35 protein-coding genes and 1 pseudogene are annotated in these 25,256 nt (G+C 70.0%); 8 read left to right on the top strand and 28 right to left on the bottom strand.

Translation table 11 applies throughout. The annotated features are described in order from the left end of the window. Positions 1 to 209: 209 nt before the first annotated feature. The 4 genes and pseudogenes from CLV67_RS49130 to CLV67_RS49145 all read right to left on the bottom strand — a co-directional run bounded on the left by CLV67_RS49130 (position 210) and on the right by CLV67_RS49145 (position 3,190). A complete protein-coding gene (locus CLV67_RS49130) occupies positions 210 to 602 on the bottom strand; it encodes a thioesterase family protein (protein ID WP_106330895.1) in 393 nt (130 codons plus the stop codon). A 243-nt stretch (positions 603 to 845) separates the two neighbouring features. Next, a pseudogene (locus tag CLV67_RS49135) lies at positions 846 to 2,294 on the bottom strand (PH domain-containing protein); the annotation flags it as partial. A 116-nt stretch (positions 2,295 to 2,410) separates the two neighbouring features. Further along, positions 2,411 to 2,926 carry a PH domain-containing protein gene (locus CLV67_RS49140; protein WP_106330896.1) on the bottom strand — a complete coding sequence of 172 codons (516 nt, stop codon included), beginning with the start codon at positions 2,924 to 2,926 and terminating at the stop codon, positions 2,411 to 2,413. A gap of 9 nt (positions 2,927 to 2,935) precedes the next feature. Beyond that, on the bottom strand, positions 2,936 to 3,190 hold the full coding sequence (locus CLV67_RS49145) for a hypothetical protein (RefSeq protein ID WP_106330897.1): 255 nt from the start codon (positions 3,188 to 3,190) through the stop codon (positions 2,936 to 2,938). 358 nt (positions 3,191 to 3,548) lie between these two features. On the opposite strand from CLV67_RS49145, the gene CLV67_RS49150 reads away from it, so the two are divergent. The 4 genes from CLV67_RS49150 to CLV67_RS49165 all read left to right on the top strand — a co-directional run bounded on the left by CLV67_RS49150 (position 3,549) and on the right by CLV67_RS49165 (position 8,141). Continuing rightward, positions 3,549 to 4,808 carry an AAA family ATPase gene (locus CLV67_RS49150; RefSeq protein ID WP_106330898.1) on the top strand — a complete coding sequence of 420 codons (1,260 nt, stop codon included), beginning with the start codon at positions 3,549 to 3,551 and terminating at the stop codon, positions 4,806 to 4,808. Further along, a complete protein-coding gene (locus CLV67_RS49155) occupies positions 4,805 to 5,818 on the top strand; it encodes a DUF58 domain-containing protein (RefSeq protein WP_106330899.1) in 1,014 nt (337 codons plus the stop codon). Before CLV67_RS49150 ends, CLV67_RS49155 begins: the two co-directional genes overlap by 4 nt. Next, the gene (locus tag CLV67_RS49160) at positions 5,815 to 6,765 is read left to right on the top strand and encodes a VWA domain-containing protein (protein ID WP_106330900.1); all 951 of its coding nucleotides are present in this window, start codon (positions 5,815 to 5,817) and stop codon (positions 6,763 to 6,765) included. Before CLV67_RS49155 ends, CLV67_RS49160 begins: the two co-directional genes overlap by 4 nt. Before the next feature lie 515 nt (positions 6,766 to 7,280). Then, on the top strand, positions 7,281 to 8,141 hold the full coding sequence (locus tag CLV67_RS49165; protein ID WP_106330901.1) for a tyrosine-type recombinase/integrase: 861 nt from the start codon (positions 7,281 to 7,283) through the stop codon (positions 8,139 to 8,141). 61 nt (positions 8,142 to 8,202) lie between these two features. On the opposite strand, the gene CLV67_RS49170 is transcribed toward CLV67_RS49165, so the two are convergent. Beyond that, positions 8,203 to 8,535, bottom strand: coding sequence for a hypothetical protein (locus tag CLV67_RS49170; RefSeq protein WP_106330902.1), 333 nt, complete (start codon positions 8,533 to 8,535; stop codon positions 8,203 to 8,205). Positions 8,536 to 8,854: 319 nt separating this feature from the next. On the opposite strand from CLV67_RS49170, the gene CLV67_RS49175 reads away from it, so the two are divergent. Then, entirely contained in the window at positions 8,855 to 9,079 is a 225-nt protein-coding gene (locus CLV67_RS49175; RefSeq protein ID WP_239166875.1) for a helix-turn-helix transcriptional regulator, read from the top strand. 56 nt (positions 9,080 to 9,135) lie between these two features. Here the strand turns inward: CLV67_RS49175 and CLV67_RS49180 are convergent, their stop codons facing one another. The 5 genes from CLV67_RS49180 to CLV67_RS49205 form a co-directional block, all read right to left on the bottom strand. Then, the gene (locus tag CLV67_RS49180; RefSeq protein WP_170154308.1) at positions 9,136 to 9,363 is read right to left on the bottom strand and encodes a DUF397 domain-containing protein; all 228 of its coding nucleotides are present in this window, start codon (positions 9,361 to 9,363) and stop codon (positions 9,136 to 9,138) included. A 241-nt stretch (positions 9,364 to 9,604) separates the two neighbouring features. Beyond that, complete coding sequence (locus CLV67_RS49190; RefSeq protein ID WP_106330905.1) at positions 9,605 to 9,886, bottom strand: hypothetical protein; 282 nt, start codon at positions 9,884 to 9,886, stop codon at positions 9,605 to 9,607. Continuing rightward, positions 9,883 to 10,224, bottom strand: a complete 342-nt coding sequence (locus tag CLV67_RS49195; RefSeq protein WP_106330906.1) for a hypothetical protein — start codon at positions 10,222 to 10,224, stop codon at positions 9,883 to 9,885. The genes CLV67_RS49190 and CLV67_RS49195 overlap by 4 nt, the downstream gene beginning before the upstream one ends. Beyond that, positions 10,221 to 10,448 carry a hypothetical protein gene (locus CLV67_RS49200; RefSeq protein ID WP_106330907.1) on the bottom strand — a complete coding sequence of 76 codons (228 nt, stop codon included), beginning with the start codon at positions 10,446 to 10,448 and terminating at the stop codon, positions 10,221 to 10,223. The genes CLV67_RS49195 and CLV67_RS49200 overlap by 4 nt, the downstream gene beginning before the upstream one ends. Positions 10,449 to 10,526: 78 nt before the next feature. Next, positions 10,527 to 11,759 carry a helix-turn-helix domain-containing protein gene (locus tag CLV67_RS49205; RefSeq protein WP_106330908.1) on the bottom strand — a complete coding sequence of 411 codons (1,233 nt, stop codon included), beginning with the start codon at positions 11,757 to 11,759 and terminating at the stop codon, positions 10,527 to 10,529. A gap of 240 nt (positions 11,760 to 11,999) precedes the next feature. Between CLV67_RS49205 and CLV67_RS49210 the strand changes: the two genes are divergently transcribed. Next, a complete protein-coding gene (locus CLV67_RS49210; protein ID WP_106330909.1) occupies positions 12,000 to 12,554 on the top strand; it encodes a hypothetical protein in 555 nt (184 codons plus the stop codon). An 84-nt stretch (positions 12,555 to 12,638) separates the two neighbouring features. Continuing rightward, positions 12,639 to 12,815 (top strand): hypothetical protein, encoded by a 177-nt coding sequence (locus CLV67_RS52525; protein WP_170154309.1) that lies wholly within the window; start codon positions 12,639 to 12,641, stop codon positions 12,813 to 12,815. Position 12,816: 1 nt separating this feature from the next. On the opposite strand, the gene CLV67_RS49215 is transcribed toward CLV67_RS52525, so the two are convergent. Genes CLV67_RS49215 through CLV67_RS49225 form a run of 3 tightly spaced genes read right to left on the bottom strand, consistent with a single transcriptional unit; the run spans position 12,817 to position 13,559 of the window. Continuing rightward, on the bottom strand, positions 12,817 to 13,089 hold the full coding sequence (locus CLV67_RS49215; protein ID WP_106330910.1) for a DUF2829 domain-containing protein: 273 nt from the start codon (positions 13,087 to 13,089) through the stop codon (positions 12,817 to 12,819). A 42-nt stretch (positions 13,090 to 13,131) separates the two neighbouring features. Further along, positions 13,132 to 13,368, bottom strand: coding sequence for a hypothetical protein (locus CLV67_RS49220; protein WP_106330911.1), 237 nt, complete (start codon positions 13,366 to 13,368; stop codon positions 13,132 to 13,134). Continuing rightward, positions 13,365 to 13,559, bottom strand: coding sequence for a hypothetical protein (locus tag CLV67_RS49225; RefSeq protein WP_106330912.1), 195 nt, complete (start codon positions 13,557 to 13,559; stop codon positions 13,365 to 13,367). Before CLV67_RS49225 ends, CLV67_RS49220 begins: the two co-directional genes overlap by 4 nt. A gap of 27 nt (positions 13,560 to 13,586) precedes the next feature. On the opposite strand from CLV67_RS49225, the gene CLV67_RS49230 reads away from it, so the two are divergent. Next, complete coding sequence (locus CLV67_RS49230) at positions 13,587 to 13,901, top strand: hypothetical protein (protein WP_106330913.1); 315 nt, start codon at positions 13,587 to 13,589, stop codon at positions 13,899 to 13,901. 117 nt (positions 13,902 to 14,018) lie between these two features. Here CLV67_RS49230 and CLV67_RS49235 read toward each other — a convergent pair whose 3' ends face one another. The 15 genes from CLV67_RS49235 to CLV67_RS49305 form a co-directional block, all read right to left on the bottom strand. Further along, entirely contained in the window at positions 14,019 to 14,255 is a 237-nt protein-coding gene (locus tag CLV67_RS49235) for a hypothetical protein (protein WP_106330914.1), read from the bottom strand. Beyond that, the gene (locus tag CLV67_RS49240; protein WP_106330915.1) at positions 14,252 to 14,542 is read right to left on the bottom strand and encodes a hypothetical protein; all 291 of its coding nucleotides are present in this window, start codon (positions 14,540 to 14,542) and stop codon (positions 14,252 to 14,254) included. The genes CLV67_RS49235 and CLV67_RS49240 overlap by 4 nt, the downstream gene beginning before the upstream one ends. Further along, on the bottom strand, positions 14,539 to 15,354 hold the full coding sequence (locus CLV67_RS49245) for a peptidoglycan-binding domain-containing protein (RefSeq protein WP_106330916.1): 816 nt from the start codon (positions 15,352 to 15,354) through the stop codon (positions 14,539 to 14,541). Before CLV67_RS49245 ends, CLV67_RS49240 begins: the two co-directional genes overlap by 4 nt. 9 nt (positions 15,355 to 15,363) lie before the next feature. Next, complete coding sequence (locus CLV67_RS49250) at positions 15,364 to 15,909, bottom strand: hypothetical protein (protein ID WP_146169631.1); 546 nt, start codon at positions 15,907 to 15,909, stop codon at positions 15,364 to 15,366. Further along, positions 15,906 to 18,611 carry a hypothetical protein gene (locus CLV67_RS49255; protein WP_106330918.1) on the bottom strand — a complete coding sequence of 902 codons (2,706 nt, stop codon included), beginning with the start codon at positions 18,609 to 18,611 and terminating at the stop codon, positions 15,906 to 15,908. Before CLV67_RS49255 ends, CLV67_RS49250 begins: the two co-directional genes overlap by 4 nt. A gap of 12 nt (positions 18,612 to 18,623) precedes the next feature. Next, positions 18,624 to 20,795, bottom strand: a complete 2,172-nt coding sequence (locus CLV67_RS49260) for a hypothetical protein (protein ID WP_106330919.1) — start codon at positions 20,793 to 20,795, stop codon at positions 18,624 to 18,626. Positions 20,796 to 20,798: 3 nt separating this feature from the next. Next, positions 20,799 to 21,287 carry a hypothetical protein gene (locus tag CLV67_RS49265; RefSeq protein WP_146169632.1) on the bottom strand — a complete coding sequence of 163 codons (489 nt, stop codon included), beginning with the start codon at positions 21,285 to 21,287 and terminating at the stop codon, positions 20,799 to 20,801. Next, complete coding sequence (locus CLV67_RS49270) at positions 21,206 to 21,811, bottom strand: hypothetical protein (protein WP_106330921.1); 606 nt, start codon at positions 21,809 to 21,811, stop codon at positions 21,206 to 21,208. The genes CLV67_RS49265 and CLV67_RS49270 overlap by 82 nt, the downstream gene beginning before the upstream one ends. Before the next feature lie 110 nt (positions 21,812 to 21,921). Then, complete coding sequence (locus tag CLV67_RS49275; protein WP_146169633.1) at positions 21,922 to 22,404, bottom strand: phage tail tube protein; 483 nt, start codon at positions 22,402 to 22,404, stop codon at positions 21,922 to 21,924. Between the two features lie 2 nt (positions 22,405 to 22,406). Continuing rightward, a complete protein-coding gene (locus tag CLV67_RS49280; RefSeq protein ID WP_106330923.1) occupies positions 22,407 to 22,745 on the bottom strand; it encodes a hypothetical protein in 339 nt (112 codons plus the stop codon). Then, complete coding sequence (locus tag CLV67_RS49285; RefSeq protein WP_146169634.1) at positions 22,742 to 23,080, bottom strand: hypothetical protein; 339 nt, start codon at positions 23,078 to 23,080, stop codon at positions 22,742 to 22,744. The genes CLV67_RS49280 and CLV67_RS49285 overlap by 4 nt, the downstream gene beginning before the upstream one ends. Before the next feature lie 44 nt (positions 23,081 to 23,124). After that, the gene (locus tag CLV67_RS49290; RefSeq protein WP_106330925.1) at positions 23,125 to 23,520 is read right to left on the bottom strand and encodes a hypothetical protein; all 396 of its coding nucleotides are present in this window, start codon (positions 23,518 to 23,520) and stop codon (positions 23,125 to 23,127) included. Positions 23,521 to 23,540: 20 nt separating this feature from the next. Next, positions 23,541 to 23,948 (bottom strand): HK97-gp10 family putative phage morphogenesis protein, encoded by a 408-nt coding sequence (locus CLV67_RS49295; RefSeq protein WP_106330926.1) that lies wholly within the window; start codon positions 23,946 to 23,948, stop codon positions 23,541 to 23,543. Next, positions 23,945 to 24,349: a DUF6093 family protein gene (locus CLV67_RS49300; RefSeq protein WP_106330927.1), complete on the bottom strand. Its 405-nt coding sequence runs from the start codon at positions 24,347 to 24,349 to the stop codon at positions 23,945 to 23,947. Before CLV67_RS49300 ends, CLV67_RS49295 begins: the two co-directional genes overlap by 4 nt. Before the next feature lie 10 nt (positions 24,350 to 24,359). Beyond that, the gene (locus CLV67_RS49305; protein ID WP_106330928.1) at positions 24,360 to 25,253 is read right to left on the bottom strand and encodes a hypothetical protein; all 894 of its coding nucleotides are present in this window, start codon (positions 25,251 to 25,253) and stop codon (positions 24,360 to 24,362) included. Positions 25,254 to 25,256: the final 3 nt, after the last annotated feature.

Consider the following 25,256-nt stretch of genomic DNA (forward strand, 5'->3'; position numbering starts at 1 on the left):
ATCGCTTCTTTCCCACGCTCTCCATGATGCTGGACATCCTCCCGGAGACCCCAGGTCCCCTGATCTTGGATGTCCGTCAAAACGGGGCAGGCCCAGACGTCTTGCGTGGTGATGTGTGGCTCGCGGGTGGGCGCGGGTTTCCACGCTGCCGGGTGGGACGTCTTGCGTGGTGATGTGCGGCTTGTGGGTGGGCGCAGGTCACCACACGGTCAGTCGCCGAGGGCCCGGGCGATGAAGCGCTGCCGGTCGAGGACGACGCGCTCGATGCGGACCTCGGCGGCCAGCGTGTCGCCGTCGTGCACGGTCACGTCGAAGAACAGTTTCGGCCCGTCCACCTTGGTCAGCGTGGCCTGCGCGGCCACCCCGCGGCCGAGCGGCGTCGGCGCCCGGTGCTCGATCTCGGCCCGGCTGCAGACCGTGGTGATGCCGCCGGGGATGAGGCGGGCGGTCGTGGCGACCGTCGCCGCCTCGGCCAGGGCCAGCACCCGCGGTGTGGCCAGGACCGGCACGTCGCCGGAGCCGAGAAACTGGGCGGTGTCGGCGTCGGTGACCGTCAACTCGACCCGGGCGCTGAGACCGGGTGCGAACTCCGGAAGCTCCATTGGTAGAGCTTAAGACTGTTCGGGCCGCTGCCAGTACGTCTCGTCGACCGGATCGCCGGGCGGTTTCGCCTCCGAGGGGACGAAGCCGGGCGAAACCGTTCCGGCGGAGCCTGGTGAGGCGGGCAGGGCGGAGCTGGGCGTAACCGTTCCGGCGGAGCCTGGTGAGGCGGGCAGGGCGGAGCTGGGCGTAACCGTTCCGGCGGAGCCTGGCGAGGCGGGTGGGGCGGAGCCGGGGGAGACCAGGGCGGCACGGGCCTGGCGGGCGCGGGCGGCCAACTGGTCGGCGATCGCGTACGCCTCGGTCAGATCCCGGTCGCGGGCCTCCCCGGCGCGTCCGCCGGCCGTGTCGGCGTAGACGGTGGCCAGCCCGAGTCGCCGTTGCAACGGACCCTGCACGATCCGCACGCTCTGCATACGCGCGTACGGCACGAGCGTCATCTCCCGGGTCAGCCGCCCGGACCGGCTGACGAACACCGCACCGGCGAGCCCGGCGCCGTAGAACCGCAGCCCGAACGGGTGCAGCCACCGTGCCCGCAGCGGTGGTGGCGAGGTGGCCAGCCCGGCGATGTCGACGCCGGGCAGGGCGGCCGCCACCAGGGTGCGGGCCTGGGTCAGGTCGCCGACCGGCATGAGGCGGTCGGAGCCGCGGTCGTCGCCGGGCTCGGGGCCGGACATCCCGGCCACGTCCAGCGTCAGGTGCAGCCATCGCTTGCTGCGCCACAGCAGAGGCCAGGTGATCCGCACGGTCTGCACCCGGTGCGGCGGCACGACCTGGTTGCGGGTCTCCAGCAGCCCGTAGTTGACGACCAGCCGTTCACCGCGGAACAGCCGGAAATCCCAGTCGCGCAGCACACGCCGGATCGGCTGCAGCAGCACACCGGCCATCGCGGTGACCGTGCTGGCGATGCCGATGAAGGTCCACGTGCCCTCCATCACGAACTGCGTGATCACCCACGCCACGCCGAACGGCAGGAAGAACGCCTGCGGCGTGAGCAGCTGGCTGATCAGCAGGTCGCGGTTGCGCACCTGGAAGAGCGGGGGTTCCGCGACGGCGGGTGCGTCGGTGGCGGTGCCGGGGACCGCTGGGGAGACGGCCCGCGCGGACAGCGACAGCAGCCGCTCGCGCAGCGCGGTCGCGTCCCGGACGGTCAGGAAGGCGAGCGGCGCCTCGGTCTTGCTGCCGCCGACGACCTCGAGCCGGAGCTCGGCGAGTCCGCTGATCTGGGCGAGCAGCGGCCGGCGCACCTCGACGGCCTGGAGCCGGTCGAGTGGGATGGCCCGGTTGCGACGCCACACGAGCCCCTCGGCGATCCGGAGCTCGCGCCCGACGACGTGATAGCCCGTGTTCCACCAGCCGATGGCCGAGAAAATCCCCACGGCGACCGCGAGTCCGAGAACGATCAGCGCGAAGTCGGTGGCCCCGACCCGCCCGAGGGTGTTCCAGGAGAGCGCCGCGGCGATCACGGCGATGCTCTTGGCACCCTTGAGCAGCGGGCTGAGCGGATGCAGCCGCTGACGGGCCTCGACCACCGGCGGGGCGGGAGGCGCGGCGCCCGGCGTCGGCCCGGGTGGTGGAGGAGCTTCGGCTCCCGGTGGGGCGGGAGGTGCGGCGTCCGGCGTCGGCCCGGGTGGTGGAGGAGCTTCGGCTCCCGGTGGGGCGGGAGGTGCGGCGTCCGCCGCGGATCCGGGCAGAGGAAGACCCGTCGGCGGTACGCCCGGAGCCGGCGACCCGTCCGGCGGGGCCACGGCCGGTGCACCGGCGGGCAGATCGGCGTCCGGCGGCGTGGGATGGGGGAGCCCGGCGCTGGTCACAGGCCCTCGGCCCGGTCCTCGCCGAGGGCGGTCAGACGGTCGCGCAGGCGGGACGCCTCGTCCGGCGGCAGGCCGGGCACGCGCGCGTTGCTGGCCGCGGCGGCGGTGTGCAGCTGGACGGTGGCGAGCCCGAACGCCCGCTCCAGCGGCCCGGCCGTGACGTCGACGTACTGCATCCGCGCGTACGGCACGATGGACAGGTGCCGGACCACCAGACCGTGCCGGACCAGCAGGTCCTTGTCGCGCTCGGCGTATCCCCAGGCGCGGACCGCTCGGACGGCGACGACGGCCCGCCAGACACCGAGCACCACCACGGCGGCCATGCCCCACAGCCAGGGTGAACCGCGGACGATCAGGTAGCCGGCGAGCAGGCCGCCGAGCAGCGCCACGGTCCACGCGGCGACCCCGATCAGGTGGACGACGATCAGCCGGGGGGAGACCGGGCGCCATGCGACGGTGCCGGGCCAGGGCTCCAGTGCATCGACGGCGATTGACGCAGACGGCTCGTTCACAACTAGAGCCTAGGAGACGATCGCACCGTCCGACGAGGCGAAGGGAGTCACCTCACGCAGGAACCCGCGTACTTCGAGGAAGCCGCCCAGGGTGGCGCGGTGCTCGCCGCAGGCCAGCCACGTCTTCCGGCGCTCCGGGGTGTGGATTTTCGGGTTGTTCCAGTGGAGCTGCCACTCGGCCGTGGCCCGGCAACCCTTCGCCGAGCACTGAGGTGCCAGCGGCGATGCCGCCGGGGGCTGGATCTGCAGGAAATCCTCGACCATGCCGTAACACTACGGATGGGAGCAGAAAGTTTGAGCGCCGGGCGGCCACGGGGGAAGCCGCCCGGCGACGAGGCAAATGCTACACGCTTGGCAAGGTCGCGTGAGTACCCGGTGACGGTGCCCGATCCGGCGGATCGCGCAGAAAGATCCACACCTTCGGCCCATGGCACTCTGGGCTGCGAAGACACCACCGATCCGGCGATGATGACGCCCGGATGACGCGCGTGCTTTCTATGCTGCCGTGCAAAGGCCTCTGATCGGGCTCTTAGGAACCTCTCAGCCGTGTGCTGTTGGGTGTCGTGTAAGTCTTGAGCGTCGGCATCGAAGTGCCGGCGATCACGACCGTTGTGGAGGACCGGTGGCGCAGCCGAGCACGCCCGAGACCGAGACCAGCGCCGACGCCGACGTTCCGGTGCCGCCGGCGCGGGACGCGTCGCAGCTCGAGCGCGCCATGTTCGAGGTCAAGCGCGTCATCGTGGGTCAGGACCGGATGGTCGAGCGGATGTTCGTGGCGCTGCTGGCCCGCGGGCACTGCCTGCTCGAGGGTGTGCCCGGCGTGGCCAAGACCCTCGCGGTGGAGACCCTGGCCAAGGTGGTCGGCGGCACGTTCTCGCGGGTGCAGTTCACGCCCGACCTGGTGCCGTCGGACATCGTCGGCACCCGGATCTACCGGCAGTCCAACGAGCAGTTCGACGTCGAGCTCGGCCCGGTGTTCGTCAACTTCCTGCTCGCCGACGAGATCAACCGCGCTCCGGCGAAGGTGCAGTCGGCGCTGCTCGAGGTGATGGCCGAGCACCAGGTGTCGATCGGCGGCAAGAGCTACGACGTGCCCGACCCGTTCCTGGTGATGGCCACCCAGAACCCGATCGAGCAGGAGGGCGTCTACCCCCTGCCCGAGGCGCAGCGGGACCGGTTCCTCATGAAGATCATCGTGGGGTATCCGACCGACGCCGAGGAGCGGGAGATCGTCTACCGGATGGGCGTGAGCGCCCCCGAGCCGAAGCAGATCTTCACCCCGGCCGACCTGCTGGCGCTGCAGCGCCGCGCCGACCAGGTGTTCGTGCACAACGCGCTGGTCGACTACACGGTCCGGCTGGTGCTGGCGACCCGCGCACCGGCCCAGCACGGCATGCCCGACGTTGCCCAGCTCATCCAGTACGGCGCGAGTCCCCGCGCCTCGCTCGGCATCGTCCGGGCCACCCGCGCCCTGGCCCTGCTGCGCGGCCGTGACTACGCGCTCCCGCAGGACGTGCAGGACATCGCGCCGGACATCCTGCGGCACCGGCTGGTGCTCAGCTACGACGCGCTGGCCGACGACATCCCGGCCGACCACGTCGTGGCCCGGATCATGCAGATGGTCCCGCCGCCGCAGGTCTCCTCGCGTCAGGGCTCGCCGAACGGGCAGCCGGCCCAGCCCGGCCAGGCCCCGCCGATCCAGCCGGCACCGCCCGGCCCGCTGACCCCGATCGCCGCCGGCCAGCCGCACCCCGCGCAGTACGTCGCCGGTCCGCCGCTCTCCGGTCCGCCCGCGGCCCAGCCGACCAGTGGTGTTCCGGCGGCGGTCTACGAGAACGGCCGCCCGCAACAGCCGGGCGGCAACTGGCCCGGCCAGTCATGACGGCGCCGGGCGCCCCGATGTCCGTCGCCCCGGACGAGGCGGCCCGGGCCGAGGCTGTCCTGGCCAAGCTGCAGCTGCTCGTCACCCGCAAACTCGACGGCCTGCTCCAGGGCGACTACGCCGGCCTGCTCCCCGGTCCGGGCAGCGAGGCCGGTGAATCCCGGGAGTACCGGCCCGGCGACGACGTGCGGCGGATGGACTGGCCGGTCACGGCCCGGACCACGATGCCGCACGTACGCCGCACGGTCGCCGACCGCGAGCTGGAGACCTGGCTGGCGGTCGACCTGTCGGCCAGTCTCGACTTCGGCACCGCGAAGTGGCTGAAACGGGACCTGGTCATCGCGGCCGCCACGGCGATGGCGCATCTCACCGTCCGGGGCGGCAACCGGATCGGGGCCGTGGTGGGCACCGGGTCCGGCGTACCGGAAAGGGAACCCACCGGGAGCTGGTGGCGCCGCAAGGCGGCCGCGAAGGCCGAGCCGCCACCCTCGTCCCCGGTCCTGCGTCTTCCGGCGCGGCCCGGCCGCAAGGAGGCCCAGGGACTGCTGCGGGCGATCGCCGGAACCCGGATCCGGCCCGGGCGCACCGACCTGGGCGCCCTGATCGACATGCTGAACCGGCCACCCCGGCGACGCGGCGTGGCCGTGGTGATCTCCGACTTCCTGGCGCCGGTGGAGGGCTGGGCCCGGCCGGTGAAGAAGCTCGGGGTCCGGCACGACGTGCTGGCCATCGAGGTGGTCGACCCGCGTGAGCTGGAGCTTCCCGACGTCGGCGTGCTTGCGCTCGCCGACCCGGAGTCCGGGATGCTGCACGAGGTGCAGACGTCCGATGCGAAACTGCGCCGGCGGTACGCGGAGGCGGCCGGGGAGCAGCGTGCCGCGATCGCCCGCGCGCTGCGGGCGGCCGGGGCCGCTCACCTGCGGCTGCGCACCGACACCGACTGGCTGCTCGACATGGTCCGCTTCGTGGCCGCTTCGCGCCACGCCCGTACCCGAGGGACCACACGATGATCCGTTTCCTGGAGCCGTGGTGGCTGCTGACGCTGCTGCCGGTCCTGGCCATGGCCGGGACGTACGTCTGGCGGCAGTTCCGCAAGCGGCAGTACGCGATGCGGTTCACCAACGTCGACCTGCTGCGCACGCTCGCCCCGAAAGGCCTGGGCTGGCGCCGGCACGTGTCGGCGGCGGCGTTCCTGCTGATGATGGGCGCGCTGGCGGCCGCGACCGCCCGGCCGTCGGTCGACACCGAGGAGCCGCTCGAGCGGGCCACCGTGATGCTGGCCATCGACGTCTCGCTGTCGATGCAGGCCGAGGACGTCGAGCCGAGCCGGATCGAGGCGGCGCAGGAGGCGGCCAAGGCATTCGTCAGTGAGCTTCCGTCGACGTACAACCTCGGCTTGGTCTCTTTCGCCAAGGCGGCGAACGTGCAGGTGGCGCCGACGAAGGACCGTTCCGCGGTGATCGCGGCGATCGACGGGCTGACGCTGGCCGAGGCGACCGCGACCGGTGAGGCGGTGTTCACCTCGCTGGACGCGATCCGGATGGTGCCGTCGGACGGCGCGGACGGTGCGCCGCCGGCCCGGATCGTGCTTCTCTCCGACGGTTACCGCACGTCGGGCCGGTCGATCGAGGACGCGGCGACCGCGGCCGCGCAGGCCAACGTGCCGGTGTCGACGATCGCGTTCGGCACCGACACCGGTGTGGTCGACATCCGCGGCTCGGTGCAGAAGGTGCCGGTCGACCGGCTCTCGCTGCAGGATCTGGCCGACAACACGAAGGGCTACTTCTACGAGGCCGCGTCGGTCAGTGAGCTGAAGCAGGTGTACGAGGACATGGGCAGCTCGATCGGGCATCGCACCGAACCACGCGAGGTGACGCAGTGGTACGCCGCGGCCGGCCTGCTGCTGGGGCTGGCCGGTGCCGCGATGAGCCTGTTGTGGACGTCTCGCCTGCCCTGACGAAATCAGGGGGTGTTGTGGGCGAGGACGAACAGCACGACCACCCAGGCGGACAGCAGGGTGAAACCGAGGGGCGCGACGAAGTTCTTCATGACGAAACCGACTTCCGCTGGTGACTGAGCTCGGGCTGGGTCACTTCGCGGCCGGAACCACCGCACGCGTCGAGGCCGGCCTGTGCGGGCCGGTGGCGTGCGGAGGGAGATCTGGTCAGCGGTCAGAAACGCTGACGAGCGTCCCGGCCACGACTGGGAGGATCGCTATCTCGCACAGCGATCACCTCCGTACGTCGTCGGGCCTGGGAACCGGTTGGGAGCGTACTCCTTAATCGCAACTTTGCACACGACCACCCCTTCGGGTCACCCGACCGGACGAACGGACGACCACCGGCCCAAAACCGGCCCTTACTCCGGCGGACGTCGTGATTCCGTACGACCCGTATCAGCCGTTCCGGTGACCCAGCGCAAGCCAAAGGCGCTCCGACCGCTTGGTCGCCGGGGTGATCGGCCGATGCCCCGATGATCGCCGACGCTCAGGATCAAGAGCAGGAGGCGATCATGGACGACACCGACATCGACCCGATCCGCGACTACCTGCTCTTCCGTGAAGACGGCGCCCTCGGCATTCGGCCGCTCGGCGACAACTCACTCGGCCACTACGAGGCCATCCTGCGGCGCATGGACATCGAGCTGGACGGCGGCATCCTCGGATCGTCAACCGACAGCATCCGCGCCTGGATCTGCCGGCCCGGCCGGAGCGCAGCCACCCGATCGAACTACATCGCCATCGTCCGCGGCTACGTGCGGTGGGCAGTCGCCAACCGATGGGTCGACTACGACGTCACCGTCTGGCTGCCGAACGTCCCAACGCCGCCGGCCCGGCCGAAGCCGTGGCCTGAGGATGCTCTGGCCGACATCCGGGCGCGAGCCGCCATGCCGTGGGCGCTCGCCATCGACCTGTCCTCGTATGGCGGCCTGCGGTGTATCGAGATCTCCCGGCTGGACCGTGAGCACGTCACCGAGCGGGTCACCCGCCTGTGGGGTAAGGGCAACAAATACCGGGACGTGCCGACCCACCCGAACATCTGGGAACGGGTGCAGCACATGCCAGCCGGGCCGCTGATGGTCGGCGCCCGCACGAAAAAGCGGATGACTCCGAACAGCATCTCCGTCGGCGTGCGGCAGCATCTGAAGGCGCTCGGCTACGCCGGCTTCCACAACCACATGGGCCGGCACCGGTTCGGTACCCGCACTTACCAGACGTCCGGGCACGACATCCGGGCCGTTCAGGAACTCCTCGGTCATTCCAGCATCGCGACGTCGCAGCGATATGTCGACGTCGCTGAGGGCGCGTTGGCCAGCGCGGTTGCCGCCCTGTAGGCACAATGAAGCGCCACCCCACCTTCCTTGTCTAGGTGGGGTGGCGCCTCGCGGGAAGGTGCTACTCGCGACGCAGCCGTCGGGGGCGACGACTCCGGTCGGGGTCGGGGGAACCCGGTCGCGTTGGGCGGATGGCGAGTTGGGGGGCGTCGCCAACAAACTCGACTCTGGGGCCGCGGGGGTCGACGTTGTCTCGGCGGGCGATGACGACCTGGGCGGTTCCGTCGGCGAGCATGCGGAGCCCGTCTTTGTAGGTGCGGACGATGCCCGCGAATGTGTAGCCGGCTTCGGCGCAGTGGGTCATGCACTGCGCGAAGTACTGCGCGGTGATCTCTCCCTTCGAGACGGGCACGAAGACTACGGCGGCTTCGGGCGGGCTGTTGGTGTCGGTCACGTCGGATCTCCCCTCAGATCACAATCGGACATGCCACCCCTAGGTCCCTGACCAGGCACGATGCCGGGATAGGAACCCCTGTTAACCGTGAGGGGGATATTTTCAGCATCAAACACCGCGCCTGGCTACCCCCTGTGAGCACGTCACCACACATTGGGGCCGAAGGTTACGGGCAGATGTCCGAACGGCTGAATCGTTCTCAGGTTTCCCGGAGCGAAACGTGCCCGTCTGATCCTTAACCGCCACCTTGACGCGTGCACAGTTGGCTGTAGAGCCAATGGTCCGTCGGCCAACATCACGAGCCATACCGTCGCCCGATATGACACCCAGGCGTCGCCTCGTCCGCCTCATGGGCACCGGCGAGATCCGCGCACGCCTCGGGTACTCCCGCCAGTGGACCCAGCGCATCATCGACCGCGACGACTTCCCCGCGCCCGGCTACGTCCTCGGTGGCCGCCGGGTCTGGCTTGCGTCCGAGGTGGAGGGGTGGATCCGGAAGCACCGGCCCGACCTCGCGAAGGAACCCGGCGAGGAAGGCGAATAGGCCGGCGGCCGAGGGCGCCCATCGCTCCTCGACCGCCGGCGTTTGTTCCCTTCGGGTCAGTCCTTCTTGTCGAACTCGCCGTGCTTCGCGCCCTCCAGGAACGCATCCCACTCCGGGCCGGTGAAGACCAGCGCCGGGCCGTCCGGGTTCTTCGAGTCGCGGACCGCGGTCGCCTGCCCGACGAACGCGATCTCCACGCAGTGGCCGGCCGCGCCGGAACGGCTGCTCTTCGTCCACGTCGCGTCGCCCAGGTCGACCGTCATGCCCTTGGTTTTGATCTGCATCTCTATCCCTCCCTCAGCTGGCGGATCCAGCCGAGAAATCTCGGTTCGAGCGGCACGTCCGGCAGGACCGGGGCGGCCAGCCGCATCTCTGCGGTCATGCGCAAGTCCAACTCGGCCGGCGCCCACAGCTCGATCAGGTCTAACCGGGCATCCTCGCAAGGCCAGGGTTCGCCGCAACGGCGGCAGTCGTACGTAGCCATGTCGGGGATGTGCCACGGGTACAGCGGTCCGGGCCGGGCTGTCATCGGTGCTGAGGCTTGACGCCCACCATCTGGTAGACGCCGCGCTCGATGGGCCGGGCGCACAGGGTCCGCCAACGCCAGCCGCCCGTGTTGATCAGGCCTTCAAGGATCTCGCCGAACAGCAGCAGCCAGCCCGGCGCGGGGTTCCAGCCGGCCTCTCGATCCACGCGTTCGAACCGCATCCGAATGTCGGGTGCACCCGGCCGGATGATGCGGATCTCCTCGCCGCGGCGGGGTGCCGGCGGCGGCATGATCAGCCCGGCCTCCGGTTCGGCGGTCATCGGCGTTGTCCCGGCTTGGCGACCACGAATCCCGAGCCCAGGTCGTCCTGCTGGGCAGGACCGTGGGTGCCGCGGCAGGTCCGGCAGAGCGCCCGGACGGCGTCGCGTGGCGGATTTCCGGGCTTCGGGATGTAGAGGTGGTCGCCGTAGTCGATGCGCTCGACGACGACGTACGGGGCGGTCTCGGGGCCGCCGCCGGTGCACATGCAGTAGCGGTAGCTGGGGTACTTCAGGACGGCTTGGAGGACCTGCAGGCTGGGCGCCGAGTGGCCGGTGATGTCCGGGCAGGACGAGGTGTGGAGGACCACGCCGGGCGGGTAGTGGCGCAGCACGGTCATGCCGTCCGCCTCGTGTGCGCGGCGGCCGGGTCCGGCAGGTTCCGGCCTTGGTCGAGGATCCTTGCGATGGCGGTGCTGTGCGCGGCGGCCTCGCTGCGGGCCGCGGCCTGCTTGGCCCGCGTCGCGGCGACACGGTCGTGCCTGAGCAGGTGCTGGACGATCTGTGCTATCACGCTCGCCTCCCGGGGGATCGGGGCGACGGCGGGCAGGGGTGGCTTTCTCACGGCTCCGCAGCCCGCCGCCGCTGCGATCGAAGCTATGGGCGGGCTGGTGGCAGAACGGGCACAGTTTGTGCCCCCTCGCTATGCGGCGAGCAGGCCGATCTTCACGGCGAGCGCGGAGGCACGCCGACGCCGGGCCGGGCTCTTGGACTCGGCCTCCTCGAGGACGATCCGCTTGGCGTACCCGTTGTAGCGGATCGTTTCGGGCGCGGCCTCGTGCGCCCGCTCCAGGGTGGCCAGAGCAACGTCCGGCTCCGCGTTCAGGTGGTACCCCCGCGCCTCCTCGACCCGGTGCCGGGCCCGACGCGGGCGGGACGGGATGGTCGTCGCCTCGGCCGCCACAGCCTGCCGCACCGACTCGCCGCCTTGGCGGAGCTCGACGGCGACGGTCACCGCGTGCGCCCCCATGATTGCCCGGGAGAACGATGTGACGGGATGGTAGTAGCCGTCCGGGAGCCGGTCCGCCATGGTGCGGGCGGTGTCCCAGTAGCGCCATGCCGTACCGGCCGTCCCGCGGCGGGCGGCGGTGTATCCGGCCTCGAACGTCAGCGCGCCCGCGATCGCCAGGACGTCATCCGACGCGTCTTCAAGCAGGGGTTCGAGGTAGGCGAGGGTCTCCAGGTTCACCGCGTCAGCAGCATCGAAGTGTGTCGGCCCGGAGTCGCGGTGTGCCTGGGCGGTCAGCCACGCGGCCACGCCGATGGCGTGCGGGTCCTCGGACTCCTGGGCAGCGACCAGGCCGCGCTCGGCCACCCGCCAGAGCAGAGCGGCATCCGGCTGGTAGGCCACGAAGAACTGCGCCAGCGAGTAGACCTCGGACAGCACGGCCTGTGCCGCCCGGCGGTCCGTGCCGGTGTCGGCCTGCCGGACGGCGACCTGCGCGTCCCGGATCAGCTCCGGCAGCAACGCACCGACCACCTCGCGGTGGTTGGGTGCCGAGTGCCTCGCCGACCATGCACGCGCCAGCCGGGCCCGGATGTGGGCGATCGATGGTGCCTCTCGCGCGGTGGCGATCGGGAAGGCGTCGATCGCTGCTTTGACGGCTGCGAGACGCGGATGGCCGGGGCCGGCGAATAGGTCGACGTGCAGTGACTGGTCGCCGGTGAGATCGGCCAGGTCACGGACCCGCAGGGCCTCGGCGAGGGCCAGCATCACGTCCAACTTCGGCACCTTCAGACGGCCGACTTCCAGCCCTTTGACCCACGACCCGGACCGGCCGACCAGGCCACCGAGTTGGTCTCGGGTGAGGCCCCGGCGGGTGCGGAGGATCTGCAGTCGTTGGCCGAATGCCAGCGGGTCAGCGTACGGGTCCATTGGTGCTCCCTGGTAGCGGTCAGGGTGCGGCGGCCGGCCGCTACAACCGGCCGCCAATATCGACGGTACGCCATGACCAACGATCAGACGGTTCGGAGACGAGGTCCGCCGTTCGGCCGGAGTTCGGCGCTGATCATCCGTCCACACTGGCCGCGCCACGTCGGGACCATCCATGCTCTTGACTTGCCGCCCCACCCTGGCCACGGCACCCCACACCCACGCCCTCACCCGGGAGACACCGTGTCGTACCCGCCCGGCCACGACCACCACCCCGCCAGCCCTCCGCCGCCCGTCCAGCCACGGCCCTGGCTGTGGATCGGCGCTGTCGCCCTGGCGCTCGTCGTCGGCGCCGGCGGAACGGCCCTCGCGATGTCGAGCTCCGACGAACCCGCCTCACGGACCGAGCAGGCGATCGCCACCGTCGACGAGCAGCTGGCCCAGCCGACCCCGGCCGCGGCCGGGACGACCACCGCGGCGCCGTCGCCCGCGCCGGTCGAGACGCCGCCGGTGACCGCCGCGAAGCTGTCCCCGCAGATCCTGGATCAGGAGTGCTTCGGCTCGGCCGGCTGCACCGTGGAGTTTGAGATCAAGCTCGACTGGGAGGGCGAGCGGGTGCCGCTCGGCACGACGTGGCGGGTCACGTACGAGGTGACCGGCATCGAGGACGGGCCGATGATCGGCGTGTTCCAGCTGACCCATGACCGGTTCGACACGGTAGTGCGGGACGCGGATACGAAGGGCCCGAACGCGAAGATCCGGATCAAGACGAAGCTGATCGAGTTGGAGTCGGCCTGACCCTGGACACGACGAAGCGCCCCGCCCCGGGACGGTTGTCCACAGGGCGGGGCGCTGTCGTTGGGTTCGGACTACGGTCGGCGGATGACTCTTGAGGAGCGGATCGCGGCGCGGCTGGTCGCGGTGCTCGACCACCAGGTGCGGGCGGGTGTGGAGCGGCCGGAGGGTGTGGTGGCGCTCGTCGACGAGCAGGGTGTGCCGCGGCTGTCGGTCGACGACATCGCACGCCTCGCCGCCCAGGAAGCGCACGCCTGGTTCTGACCTACAGAACGATCGTCCAGTCCTCGGCGAGCAGGTCGGTCTGCGATGCCACCCACGGCACGAACTCGCCGTCGACCGTGCGCATCGTCAGGTACGGGCGGAACACCAGCACCGTGCCCTCGTCGACGCCAAGGGCCTCGGCGGTGTTGGCGTTCGCGCCGATGCCGTCCGGGTAGCCCTTCTGGTAGACGACGAACATGTTCTTGCCGTTCCAGCCCTCGCGGGCGATCTTGCTGCCGAGCTTCACGGCGTCGAGCGCTTGGCCGAAGTTCACGGGTGGGTCTCCGTATCTGGGGGTGAGGGCGGTGCCGCGGCGCTAGAAGACACCGCCGGTCAGAAGGTGGACGACCAGCCAGGCGAGCCCGGCCAGCGTGAGGAAGCGGCGTAGGCGCTCGGTGCCGGTGGGTTGGCCGACGCGGCCTTCGCGGTAGCCGAGGAACGCCCACACGTGTTCGCTGAGGGTGTCGCCTTTCTTGCGGTTCTTCAGGGCCAGGCCCTCGACGACCGCGAAGTAGAGGCCCCAACCGATCCACGCCCACGTCCAGGCGTTCACGCGCTGGCGTTCGGAACGCGCCAGGTTGCCCAGCCCATGACGGTCCCGGCTGCGATGAACGCGCCGATCGCCTGCTGGGTGGTCTGCTCGCCGAGCGTCCCGGTCTCAGCGGCCTTCGCCACCACGGCGGCCGCCGCAGCGATCCCGGCACCGACCCCGGCGATGACGGCCTTGCGAATACGAGCGAGCATGATGAACTCCTCCTCAGGAGGTCAGAGATGGTGAAGGTGCCGTACGGGGCGAAGCTGAACCGCGAACAGCGGATGGCGGCCGCGGCCGTGTCCGGCCACGCCGAGCGACTTATCCAGGCACTCGGCCGGGACGTCGACGAGCAAACCGTCGCTGAACTCCACGCGATCACCCGCGACCCGATCGTCTACGGCATCGAGCTCGGCAACGTCCTCGGCCGGATCGAGAAAACCGGATGGACCCACCTGCAGCGGCTCGCCGACGCCTATCGGGCGGCCGGCGCCGACCTCGAGGTCGCCGACCGGCAACGGCTGTGGGTCCTCCGCCAGCCCGGGATCTTGTGAACAGCTACCGAGCCGGGCCGTAGCGGAGCAGACTTGAGAGCGCGGGACGTCCGGAGCCCGGGCGGAAGCAATGGCTCCCTGAAGGTCACAGCCACCCACCCGCCGGGCGCCGCCGCGCTACCGGGCTGGGCAGCCCAGGTCCCGCCGAAGCTTGGCCACCGCCTCGGCAACGCGCCGGCCGGTCGCTGTGGTCGGTGTGCTCTCCGACCAGGCATCGTCCTGGGAGATCACGATCTCGCAGAACTTCCGCTCCGACTCAGCCTGCGAGTGCAGCGAGATCGCCACCGCCGCGGTGCCGGTCGTCAGCGACGACAGCAGCAGCGCGGCCCACCAGTACCATCCGCGACGCTTCACCGGTCAGCCTCCTGCTGCTCGGATGGCGATCGCCGCGACGGCGACGACGATTCCGAAGGCGGATCCTCCGACGGCTGTCCACCGGTACGCAGCGCCAGCAGCTGGGACGCGCCGGGAACCCCCACGAGCACGGCTCCGAGCAGCGTCAGGGTGATGTTGAAGTCCGTCGCCGGCACGAACCCAGCCTGGTGCACGATCAGGCCCACGCCGAGTAGCCACGAACCGATGTCCTTGGTCAGGGTGAAGACTGCCGGCCGCCGAGGCCGGGATGCTCGCCGCGTGCTCATGCATGCGACGCCCCAGCCTCGACCGTCAGGTTGCCGCCGGTCACGGTGAGCGTGCCGGTGAGCGCACCGTCCCGTCCGTCTTTGCCGTCGGCCCCGTCGCGGCCGTCCTTCCCCGGCTTGCCGGCGTGCTTGGCGGCCAGGTCTTCGAGCAGCTCGACGGCGTGCCACGCGGAGATCTGCGGGTTCGCGCCCTGGCCCTTCTTGGCCCGGTCCTCGTTGACGATCGCCTCCATCTTCGGGCCGTATTCCCCGTCGGTGGCGATCGTGTACCCGAGCTTGCCCAGCAGGAACTGCCAGAACTTCACCTGCTCGGAGACGTCGCCCTTCTTGACCAGCATGGGCATGTCGTCGGTCCCTTCGATCAGTTCGTCCAGGTGCCACGACGAGGTGTCGGCCTCGCGGGAGGTCTCGTACGAGGACGAGAAGTGGGCGTGCTTGTCGTGCGGGTTGTCGCCGGCGTAGGCGCGCTGGCGCCAGCCGTTCGACGCCTCCCAGATCCGCCGGTTGAAGATGATGTAGCGCAGCCGCTTCTCGGCGCCGGACCGGCAGCGGGCGACGATGTGCTGGACGACCCGCTCCATCGTCAGGCCGGGCTCGCGCAGGTCGACGTCGGCGTCGTAGGCGTGGACCTCGTGCTTCGAGTCGGCGTCGCGGATCGGGACGTTGCCGACCTCGTCGTCGTTGTGGTCGCTGACGCGGCTCTGGTGGGCGGTGTCGCCGATCGTGCCGTCGCTGCTCTTGTCGCGGTTCGGCGCGAGCCGGTTGAGGTCGGTGCGCAGCTGCCCGAGGCAGGGCACGAGGATCCAGGCCATTCCAGCCTCCTATCTGATCTTCCGGACGCGGAACGCGGAGTCCTCCCGCACGGTGACCGCGCTGGCGTTACTCACGGACTGCGCCCACAGCAGCGAAAGGTTGCCGGCCACGGTGACCTCGACGCCGTACGCGATCTCCGAGATGGCGGAGTACGCCGACGAGGTGGACGTGTTGTAGATCGCGTCCTGGCTGGACAGCGCGTACGCCCGCATCGTCGCGTCGCTGACGGCTTCCGGGCCGCCGACGTTGTTGGCACCCGGGCCGTGGCAGAGCCGGAGCGTGTTGGTGATGGTGCCGGTGAACCCCCACCTGGTCTTCAGCTTCGGGGTCGTGTTGGCGACCGTGAAGTAGGCGATCAGCTCGATGTCGTACGCGCCGACACCCAAGGGGATCCCGTCCAGCTCCGGGTCCTCGTCCAGCGTGATCGTCGACGACCGCGGCGTGGCGAGGTCCTTGCGATACGTCTTCGGTAGCGACGCCACCAGAGCGGCGTAGTCGGACGCGTAGACGATGTCCCCGCCGAACACCTGCAGACCGGACTCGAACGTCGTCACGGCGACCACCTCCCCTGGATGACGTGGACCTCGGACCCAGCCGGCAGGGTTTTGGAGATGCCGTTCTTCGCGCGGACAGCGCCGGTCAGGATCTGCTGGTAGGCGCCCGGCGTGCCGGTCCGGGCGCCCATGCCGCCGATCGGAACGCCGATCAGCTCACCGGAGATCAGGAGGTCGTACGCCGACGTCGAGGACCAGGCCTCGTCTTCGGTGATGGCCAGGGTGATCGTGGTGACGCCTGCAGCGTGGCTGCCGCTGGTCGTCGATGACCGCAGATCCCAGCGCGCCGCGGTGCTGTCCCACTCGGCCACATCCCACGGCCGGGCCGGGCTGCACGACGCTGTCACCTTCCACGAGTGGGAGGTGATCTCCTGCGTCCAGCCCTCCACGATCAGCGACGGGTCGCGGACGGTCGGGCCCTGCGACGGAACCCCAGTCACCGTGACCCGCGGCGCGTACGGCCGGCCCCGCCACAGCGACAGCTGCTCAGGGCTGTCCGACAAGTCGATCTCGATGGACGGCCACCGGTACTCAGGCCAGGTGCTGAGGTGCACCCGCCACGACGCGTGCTCCCGGAGCCGGGCCGGGTCGTGGATGTTGACCGTGGCGGTGTCCGGCCGCAGCCGACGCCGACGAATGTTGTCGGCGTCCTCGTCGGTGGCCTCGCCGCCATCCTCGCGGGTGACCGTCCACCGGTTCCGCAAGCGCTGGTCGTCGTCGACGGGCTGCGGCCGGCCGGCAACGTCACCGTCAGAGGCGATCGCCCACGTCATCCACACGTCCTGGTTGAGGCGGGCGCCGTGTGGCCGGTACTGCTGGTAGGCGCCGGACTCGTAGAGGATGCCCATGTCGGCGGTCTCGGCCGCCCGGATCCCGGCGTTCGCGGTGCCGGGCTTCTGGATACCGCACGCCTCAGACGTGCCCGGCTCGACGCCGATCTCCATGCCGCTTTCCAGGGCGAGCCGTGGAATCCGGTCGGACGCTGGCTCACTGGAGTAACCCGCGCTGACCAGCATGAACGTGGTGTCAACGAACGGGAGCTCGTCCGGGCCTGCCCACATGTGCGAGACGAGTGTTCCGTCGACCGGCGCGACCGCAGCCACGCTGTTCAGCCATGGTGCGCGGCCGGCGTAGGTGCCGCTGGCGGTGTAGCTGACGTCCGAGCCGACCTGGTGCCAGATCAGCGTCCAGTTCGTGTTCGCGCCGCCGCCGGTCTCTTCGCACTCCAGCTGGAGTGCGAACCAGCGGGTCGGGTCGATGGTGTACAGGTGGACCCCGGACGTCACGACGGCGACGCCGCCGCCGTCGTAGCCGTAGATCCACCACCCGACGGCCGCGGCCCGAACCACCCACCGGGTGACCCGGCCTACCGCGCTGATCTCCATCAGGGTCTGCTCCGACCCCGGCAACGTCGGCATCCGGAAGTAGGCCATGCCGGCGTAGCCGTCGGAGGTGCTGGTCTGCAGGCGCGTCAGCGCGACGGTGCCGGTGATGCGCGTGCCAACGGTCGGCAGCGTCGCCGCCGACAGCGCACCGGCCGGGCAGTCGAGGGCGCCGAACGTCACGCCGGCGCCGAGGCGGGCGGCCTGGGCGCGGGTGACCGCCGACGATCCGGCCGGGCTGCCGTCCTTGTCCTCCAACGGCCAGTAGTTCCACGGCCCGGACGCGAGGAGTTGCCGTCGGATCGGGGACTGCAGCGGCTCCTGGCCGAGGCCGAGCTGGTAGCTGATGCCAGTGATCTCGATGCTCGTCCACGAGATGGTGGCGGTGTCGTCCCAGTCGACTGGCCAGCGTTCGACGGTGCCGACGATCTCGACGGCTTCGATCTCGAGGTCGTCGAAGTGGAAGACCGGCGACACGTTGGTGTTGCCGTTGACCCGCCAGCACCGGAGCGTGATGTTGCTGCCGGTGCAGGTGGTGTCGGAGGCGAGCAGGTCCCACGTGGTCGGCTCGGGCGAGGCCTCCGGCCATACCCGCAGCCGGAGGCGGTGGCCGTCCCATTGGCAGCGCATCCGGATCCGCTGGCTCGCGCTGTAGGTCCAGCCGAGGGTTGCACTGGCCAGGGTGGTCAGCGACCCGCCGTACTGGCGGCGGATCTGCGCGAACAGCACCCCGCCCGGGGCGAGGTCGACGGTGAAGTACAGGTGGTCGCTGCCGGACGTGTAGCGGGCCTGCATGCCGAACGTCAGCGCCGCCCCGGTTGCGACGACCGGGCTCATGATGGTGAACGTCGCGTCGCCGTTCCGGGCGCGGGCGCCGTCGAGCCGGGCGCTGTGTGCCGTGTTCGCGACCGGCATGACCTTCTGGCCGGTGCCGCCAGAGATCGACCACTCCGCGTCGGTGGTGACCGTGTGTGTCCACGAGATCCCGACGTCCGGCGTCCCCCACCCGGACGCCGACGGAGTGCCGAACGCGTCGGCGCCGGAGATCGTGCCCCACCGGGCCGGGGCACCCTGCTCGAGCAGCCCGAACCAGCGGCCGAGCGGGTTGTCCGTGCAGTAATGCCCGCCGGCGTTGTCGAGCTGCAGGGTGCCCCGGCTCGGCCCGACCTGCGAGGTCTCATCGGCCCGGCCACCGCGGATTGTGATCCCGCCGTCGACGTGGTTGACGTCCTGGCTGCGGTTCACCCACACCCACGAGTCGGGGTCGCTCGGGTCAGCCCCGGGAGCGATGTGGAACCGGGCCACCGTGGTGAGGTCCATGTGCACCCCCGGTCAGGTCTTGGCGAGGATCGTCTTGACCTCGGTCCGGATCGCTTGCTCGGTTCGCAGAGTTGATGCCATGAGCTGCCCGAACGCCGTCGCGTCAGCCCGGGAAAGGTCGATGCCGCCACGGACCTCGACGACGACCCGCTGAGGTGCGCTGGCCGGCATGACCCGCGACGTCGCCGCACCGGGCCTGCCGGAGAGGACGTCCGCACGCATCTGCTCGACCGCCCGGTGGCCGCCCATCGCGTCGACCTCAGCTGCGGTCATGACGTGCTCACCAGGTGCCAGCACACGAACTTCGGAGTCGACGCCCTTCGGGCCGGGCCCGACGACCGGGCCACCCTCGGCCATATACGCGCTGGCCTGGTTGCCGTAGGTGATCTCGCCGTGCTTCGTGACCCGGATGTTGATCGGCACCGTCTTGCCACGCAGCTGGTTGATCTGCTTCTGAAGGTCGCGGACATCCTTCGACGCGTTGACAATCCCGCTGACACTGACCTTGGCCTGGTAAGACTTGGCGAACTGGTCGCCGGCGCCCTTCGCCTCACGGAACTGCCGCTCGAGGTTGTTGATCTGGGTCTCGGTGAGACCCGCCGCCCGCAGCGTCGCCCGCATCCCAGCCGACACCCGACCATCGAACGTGTCGCCCAACGCCCCAGCCTTGCCCTGGAGATCGATCGCAGCCTTCGCTAGATCCCGAGTCGCTTTCTCGGCCTCTTCGCTGTCCTCGCCGTGCTTCTTGATCGCCTTCGCGCTGGCCTTCTGCGCGTCCGTCAGCTTGTTCTGGGCGTCGAGCAGCTGCGAAACCGGATCGAGCTCGCCCGTCAGCTCTTTGCTGAGCTCGACCAGCGCGGCACGCTGCCCGTCCGCGGCCTTCGCCGCGGCGGTCTGCTTGTCCGCGAGCTCCGACGTCGCGACGGACAGGTCCTTGGTGCCGACCTCGACGTCCAAGGTGGTCGCGTACAGGTTGTCCTGCTCGGCCCGATAGTTGAGCGCCGCCTCACTGCCCTTGTCGAACCCGTCAGCCGTCAAATCGAGGCCGGGGATGAAGTCCTCCAGCAGCCAAAGGTGGGCCTGGACGCTGTCGGTGAAGTCCTTCATCTTGCCGCCGCCCCACGTGAGGGCTTCCAGCACGACGGTCAGAGTGTCGGCCACCAGGGAGAACGTGTCGGCCAGCAGATCGAGCGACTTCGCGCCGTCCTCGGCGTTGTCCGAGAGTTCGGTGATCATCTCACCGACCTCGCCGAACACCGTCTCGACCAGGTCGCCCAGCGCGCGCAGCGGCTCCTCCGACTCGCCGGACGCCACCACGAAGCTATCGATCAAGGCGTCGCCGGCGTCGATCACCGAATCGGTGAAGGCCTCCAGGCCGGGCGCGGTGTTGTCGAAAATCTTGCCGATCTTCGGCAGAGAGGTCGCGGCCGCGCTCTCCAGATCGTCGATCGCGTCCATCACCGGCTTGGCGAACGCGCCGTCGGCCTCGTCTTTCAGCCCTTCGAAGAAGTTCTGCCCGAGCTCCTTGCCCTTCGCCTTGATGGCCGGGTCCTGGGCGGCAAGCGCGACACCACCGACGATGCCGCCGAGACCGACACCGCCGATGAGCGCGCCGGTGATCGAGCCGCCGATCACCGGCGCGGCGGCAGCGGCGATGGTGGCGCCGATCGCAATGCCGGCGCTACCGAGGCTCGACGACGACTTTGCCGTCGCGGTCACCGACTTGCCGAACTCCTCGAAGACCTCCCCCGGTTCGATCTTCGGAATCAGCGCTTCCTGGATCGACCGATTCTTCTTGAGGTCCCGAAGCTTGCCCTCCAGCGCGGTGATGCCCTGAGTGAGGTCGACCCGGGACGCTTCGTCCGCCCGGACCCATTCCTCGCTGAGCCGCTCGAGCTCCCGGCGGGCCTCGGCGATCTCGCTGTCGAGCTTGTCGACGTGGCGGGCCGCGCGGCGGGCCGCGTCGCCCATGTCGTCGATCGCGTCGCCGGCCCGGTCGGCGTCGGTCTTGACGTCCTCCAGGCTCTCGCCGAGGTCCTCGGTCGCCTTCTCGAGGCCTTCGCCCTTCCGGGCGGTCTCGGCCAGCTCGTCGCCGAGGTCCTCCGTCGCAGCCGTGGCAGCCTTGACCCCGGAGATGTACGGGGCGACCTCGGCCGCCAGCTCAACCTTGACTTTCCGGGTCACGGCTCACCTCCGGATGGTGGTCGTCGACCAGACGAGCGCCTCCGGGCGCCGGGGGTTCTCGAGTTCTTCGGCCGCGCGCAACACGGCGTCCCGACGTCGGCAGCGAAGGCGGTGCGCCTTGAAACGGATGCCGGTCGCCTCGTGCGAGGTGCATTCTTCGAGCGCGCCGCCACAGACCGGGCACAGGCCCTCGCGGTAGATGGCGTAGGCGAGCAGCTCCTCACGGTCCTGCTCGGTGTACAGCGGCTCCCGGGTGGTGACCGCCCGCACCAGCCGCGGCGCGCGACGCCACGGGAGCCAGCGCAGCCACCACGGCCGGGCCGGAGCGTCGGCGTACTCGTAGACGGTCGTCTCGGCCGGCTCACGGCCTTCCAACTGTGATGGCGGGACACCGAGCCGGTCGGCGAGTTCTATCGGGCGGCGGAACTCTGGGTCAGCCGCGATGCGGCGGGCGAGAAAGGGACCGCCACCGCGTCCCGGTTGATGTTCCATGCGGCGTTCTGTAGGAGCTCATGCTGCCGCGAGGACAGCTTGCCGTCCTGGACCTCATCAGCCTTGCCTGCGGCTTCCAACGCCTCGGCCTCGGTCTCGGTGTGGCCGAGCAGGCCGAGCCATGCCTCGTCGCTGAGGACCGGCTCGACGGTGGATGCCTTGACGATGGCAGGGAGGAACGTCTCGCTGTTGACGCCGCGATCGTCACGCGGATCAACCTCGTCATCAGGGGTACGCCGCGGCGGGTGCTCGGCAACCAGGCGGCGCCACCTGCGTTTCGGCATGGCCCGCATCCGGAACTCGATGGTCGACTCGGCCATCTGCTCCTCGAGTGCCCGGATCTGCTCGGCCAGCTGGGCGCGCCGTGGGTCGCCGCCGAACTTCAGCACCGGCGTCTCCAGGAGCCGCTCGAGTTCGGTGTCGAGGCGTTCGTGTTCGGCGACCAGGTCGGCGCGGAGGCAGATCTTCACGGTTTCCTCGGGCAGGCGGCCCTCGGCGACGATCTGCTCGACGGTCTTGCTCACGGTTTCTCCAACCCGATTCCCGAAGGGAGCGCCCGGCCAGCTCGGGTGGACTGGCCGGGCACGAAAAACGCCACCCCGGCTTCAGGGGGTGGCGGCAGATGGTGGTGCGGTCAGGCGACGGTTGCTTCGAACGCGGGGTCGAGGTAGAACGCCAGCGGGCTGTGCCACAGGGCGTAGGTGTTCGGCTCCGTATCGACTCGGGATCGCTGCCCGCATTCGACCGCGAACACGTCGACCTTCTGCGTCGCGGCGAAGGCCGTGTCGGCGGCGATGCCGTACCGGACGGCGACGAAGCCCATGACATTCAGCTGCAGGGTGTTCCAGATCGTGTCGACGCCGTCCTGCTTGAAGAACTCCAGGAAGGCGTCCATCGACAGTTCGACCCGACCCATTCGGGCCGTGCCGAACTTCGAGCTAAATTTGCCGTTGGGCACGCGGGTGGTGTTCGGCTTGAAGCCGTTGAGACCGTTGATGCTCATCGTCTTGTCGAGCCGCAGCGCGGCGTTCAGTTCGGCTGCGGTCGGCGCGGTCATTAGCGCGACGATGTTGGCGAAAACGACTCGGGTGTTTCCGTCAACTTGCTGGTCGGCCACGGCTACTCCTCGTTCTCAGCGCCGCCGCCGGCGGACGTGATGTTCTTGATGGCGGGCACGTACGGGGTGACGTCCGCGGTGATCTGGACGGGCACGTCGCGGGTGAGGTCGACCGGTTCGGGAGGCGGGCCGGGCTCCCAGCCCATGGCGGCCCAGCCGCTGGCCAGCGCCTCGGCCGGGAGCGGGTTGCCGTGCCCGAATTCCGGGTGTACGACGTGGATCCGGTCGGCGAGGCCGGGTTCGCCGGCCTCCGACCAGCCGCGGACTCGGGTCCAGACTGCGGCCTGGTCAGGGTCGTCGACCCAGGCGTATTCGCCGCTGTTGTTCTTGATCCAGGTCATGCGCGGATCGCCTTGTACGTGACCGACGTGATGCCCGAGTACGTGATCGTGGCGACGCCGGTGGTCTGGTTGACGTGGTTCGGAAGGACCCGGAACCACCCGTCGGTGCCGTTCGCAACGGCTTGCGGGGTGGTGGTTCCGGGGTTGCCGACCGCCGTGCTGTTCGGGTCGGAGATCGTCACGTTGATCGGCGAGCCGCCCCCGTTGATCACCTGCAGCAGCACACCGCGATCACCGATGTCGTTCACGGAGATCGTGTCCGAAGCGGTGACGGCAGCCGGAGCGACAGTCACCTTGGTCTGGCCAGGAACGCCGGCCACAGTTTTCAGCGCCATCCGGCGCTCCCTTCAGGTGGTAGGGATCCGCCAGACGGCGGTGATCAGGCGGGGCTTGACGTGAACGACCAGACGCTGCCCTGTTCGAAGTAGGCGACGCCGGTCCGTTCGTCAGGCGTCGCTTCAAACGTGTCGTCGGGGTACATCTGCATGCACACCCGGCCGGTGATCACGGGCCGCCAGTTCAGGAACGCGTCCGTGGCGTAGTCGAACAGCAGCCGCGCGGCGTCTGCGGACTCACCGACGCCGTAGACCCGGACCGTGCACGTCGCCTTGCGGATCTCGTTGGCCAGGTTCACCGCGTCCGGCCGGCTCTGCGCACCCAGCCAGAGCAGCGACGTCCGGACCAACAGATACGGCGGCCGTGCATCCTTATCGACCTTGTTGTCGAACACCGCTGGCGGCGAAGCCCGAAACGTCTTCAGCCGGTCCAGCACCACAGCCGCATGGTCCTGGGCACTCACGTCAGCAGGTCCTCACCGAGCTCGCCCAGATACCGCTCGACGTTCGGGACCTCTTCGTCCAGCGACGGGCCGAGGTGCGGCTGCGCCGGGGTATCGCTCAGGCCGTACTCGAAGATGTGGCCGAGGTTGCCAGGCGTCCGGTGAGGCCCACCGCCGACGGCCTTGTCCTTGTCCGGGCCGATCTCACTCAACACCCGGGTGCCGTCGACGTCGGTGTCGTAGGTGATCGTCCGCGGGTAGTTCGGGGCGTGCGCGATACCAGACGATCGCCGCTGTGCGCCCCTCTTGATGTTGAGGGAGCCCTTCGAGATCACCTCGCGCGTCTTCGGCACGATGTCACGCTCGGCCTGCTCAAGGGTTTCGCGCCACTCGTCGAGGCCGCTGCTCTCTGCCTTGATCTTCACGAGGTCCTCCGGGTGACGCCGACCCGCAGCGCGGATGCGTCGGTCTTGCCGGCCAGGTCCCGGACGAGGAGCACGTCACCTACACGGGACGCGTCATGCTGTGAGCCGGTGAGGGTGACTTCGTCGCCGACGGCCAACACCGCGGCGCCCATCGGGATCTGCAGCTGCAGCTCGACGAGGAGCTGGTAGTCCTGGCCCGGGGTTTCGGTGCGGGCGCCACCGTTGATGCTGCCCGTGTCCTGCAGCCGGCACTTCCCGGCGTACACCTGCGCCCACGTCGGGACGACCTCGAAGGTCACCGGGTCGGTGGTCTCGCCGGTCCGGCGCCGGATGACGCAGGTGTCGGTCATGCCGTTCTCAGCGGCACGCCGGGCGCGGGCGAGCAGAGCAGCGCGGGACATCGGCCACCTCCTACGGCTGAGCGACCGGCGTGCCGGCCGTGGTGAAGTTGTTCGTCCACTCGGTGACCGTGGTGTCTACGAAGTCGGTCGGCCCGTAGAACCAGGCGTCGGCGGTCCAGCGGTTGCCGCGGAACCGGACCGGGCCGATACCGCCGGGGTTGTCGGCGCCGTCGCACTGGACGACGTAGCCGCCGCGGTCGAGGCCGCAGTAGAAGACGTCGACGAAGTTGTCGACCGCCCCGAACTCGGTGCCGAGCCGCAGCGCCGCGTTCTGGCCCGGTGTGGTGCCGGCCGAGATCCAGCAGCGGTGCAGCGTGAGACCGCCGGTGTCGGTCATCTGGAACCCATCGCTGTGCGGGTCCGGGTTGCGGGTGTCGGTGCCGGCGATGATGTTGCACCGTTCGGCGACCGACCAGGCGCCGCCCTGCCACGCGTCGGAGCCGCCGGTGATGTGGCATTCCTGTAGCCAGACGAAGTGGCCGCCGAGGACGCGTTCGGTGGTGTCGTTGCCGTTGAGGGTGCAGCGGCGGAGCACGTACAGCGGGGCCATCTGGTTCGCGACCGCGCCGCCGGTGTTCAGGTCCAGCGCCCACGAGCTGTTGCTGACCTCGAACGCGCACTCGTCGAACATGAAATGCTCGCCCACGCCGGGCTGGATCGACGGGGCACCGGTGAATCGTCGGCGCCGCCACACCCGGACGGTGAGGTCGGCAGTCGCACCGGTAATCGGGTGCGTCAGCGTGACCACCTCGGTGGCGTCGTGTGCTGGCAGCGACGACCCGGCCGTGGTGGTGAGGCTGGTGCCGGTCGGCACACCGACCTGGGTCCCGACCGTGTACGCGGCCGTCGGCGCGGCAACACCGGACGGCAGCGACCCGATCCGGAGCGCGTACGCGCGCGGCATCGG

The organism is Actinoplanes italicus (assembly GCF_003001815.1).
Taxonomy (GTDB): domain Bacteria; phylum Actinomycetota; class Actinomycetes; order Mycobacteriales; family Micromonosporaceae; genus Actinoplanes; species Actinoplanes italicus.

Coding starts and splice junctions, on each gene's coding strand:
- CLV67_RS49130 (WP_106330895.1), bottom strand. CDS start 602: ATGGAGCTTCCGGAGTTCGCACCCGGTCTCAGCGCCCGGGTCGAGTTG.
- CLV67_RS49145 (WP_106330897.1), bottom strand. CDS start 3,190: ATGGTCGAGGATTTCCTGCAGATCCAGCCCCCGGCGGCATCGCCGCTG.
- CLV67_RS49155 (WP_106330899.1), top strand. CDS start 4,805: ATGACGGCGCCGGGCGCCCCGATGTCCGTCGCCCCGGACGAGGCGGCC.
- CLV67_RS49160 (WP_106330900.1), top strand. CDS start 5,815: ATGATCCGTTTCCTGGAGCCGTGGTGGCTGCTGACGCTGCTGCCGGTC.
- CLV67_RS49165 (WP_106330901.1), top strand. CDS start 7,281: ATGATCGCCGACGCTCAGGATCAAGAGCAGGAGGCGATCATGGACGAC.
- CLV67_RS49175 (WP_239166875.1), top strand. CDS start 8,855: ATGACACCCAGGCGTCGCCTCGTCCGCCTCATGGGCACCGGCGAGATC.
- CLV67_RS49180 (WP_170154308.1), bottom strand. CDS start 9,363: ATGCAGATCAAAACCAAGGGCATGACGGTCGACCTGGGCGACGCGACG.
- CLV67_RS49190 (WP_106330905.1), bottom strand. CDS start 9,886: ATGACCGCCGAACCGGAGGCCGGGCTGATCATGCCGCCGCCGGCACCC.
- CLV67_RS49195 (WP_106330906.1), bottom strand. CDS start 10,224: ATGACCGTGCTGCGCCACTACCCGCCCGGCGTGGTCCTCCACACCTCG.
- CLV67_RS49205 (WP_106330908.1), bottom strand. CDS start 11,759: ATGGACCCGTACGCTGACCCGCTGGCATTCGGCCAACGACTGCAGATC.
- CLV67_RS52525 (WP_170154309.1), top strand. CDS start 12,639: ATGACTCTTGAGGAGCGGATCGCGGCGCGGCTGGTCGCGGTGCTCGAC.
- CLV67_RS49225 (WP_106330912.1), bottom strand. CDS start 13,559: ATGCTCGCTCGTATTCGCAAGGCCGTCATCGCCGGGGTCGGTGCCGGG.
- CLV67_RS49230 (WP_106330913.1), top strand. CDS start 13,587: ATGGTGAAGGTGCCGTACGGGGCGAAGCTGAACCGCGAACAGCGGATG.
- CLV67_RS49240 (WP_106330915.1), bottom strand. CDS start 14,542: ATGAGCACGCGGCGAGCATCCCGGCCTCGGCGGCCGGCAGTCTTCACC.
- CLV67_RS49245 (WP_106330916.1), bottom strand. CDS start 15,354: ATGGCCTGGATCCTCGTGCCCTGCCTCGGGCAGCTGCGCACCGACCTC.
- CLV67_RS49255 (WP_106330918.1), bottom strand. CDS start 18,611: ATGGACCTCACCACGGTGGCCCGGTTCCACATCGCTCCCGGGGCTGAC.
- CLV67_RS49265 (WP_146169632.1), bottom strand. CDS start 21,287: ATGGAACATCAACCGGGACGCGGTGGCGGTCCCTTTCTCGCCCGCCGC.
- CLV67_RS49280 (WP_106330923.1), bottom strand. CDS start 22,745: ATGACCTGGATCAAGAACAACAGCGGCGAATACGCCTGGGTCGACGAC.
- CLV67_RS49285 (WP_146169634.1), bottom strand. CDS start 23,080: ATGGCGCTGAAAACTGTGGCCGGCGTTCCTGGCCAGACCAAGGTGACT.
- CLV67_RS49300 (WP_106330927.1), bottom strand. CDS start 24,349: ATGTCCCGCGCTGCTCTGCTCGCCCGCGCCCGGCGTGCCGCTGAGAAC.
- CLV67_RS49305 (WP_106330928.1), bottom strand. CDS start 25,253: ATGCCGCGCGCGTACGCGCTCCGGATCGGGTCGCTGCCGTCCGGTGTT.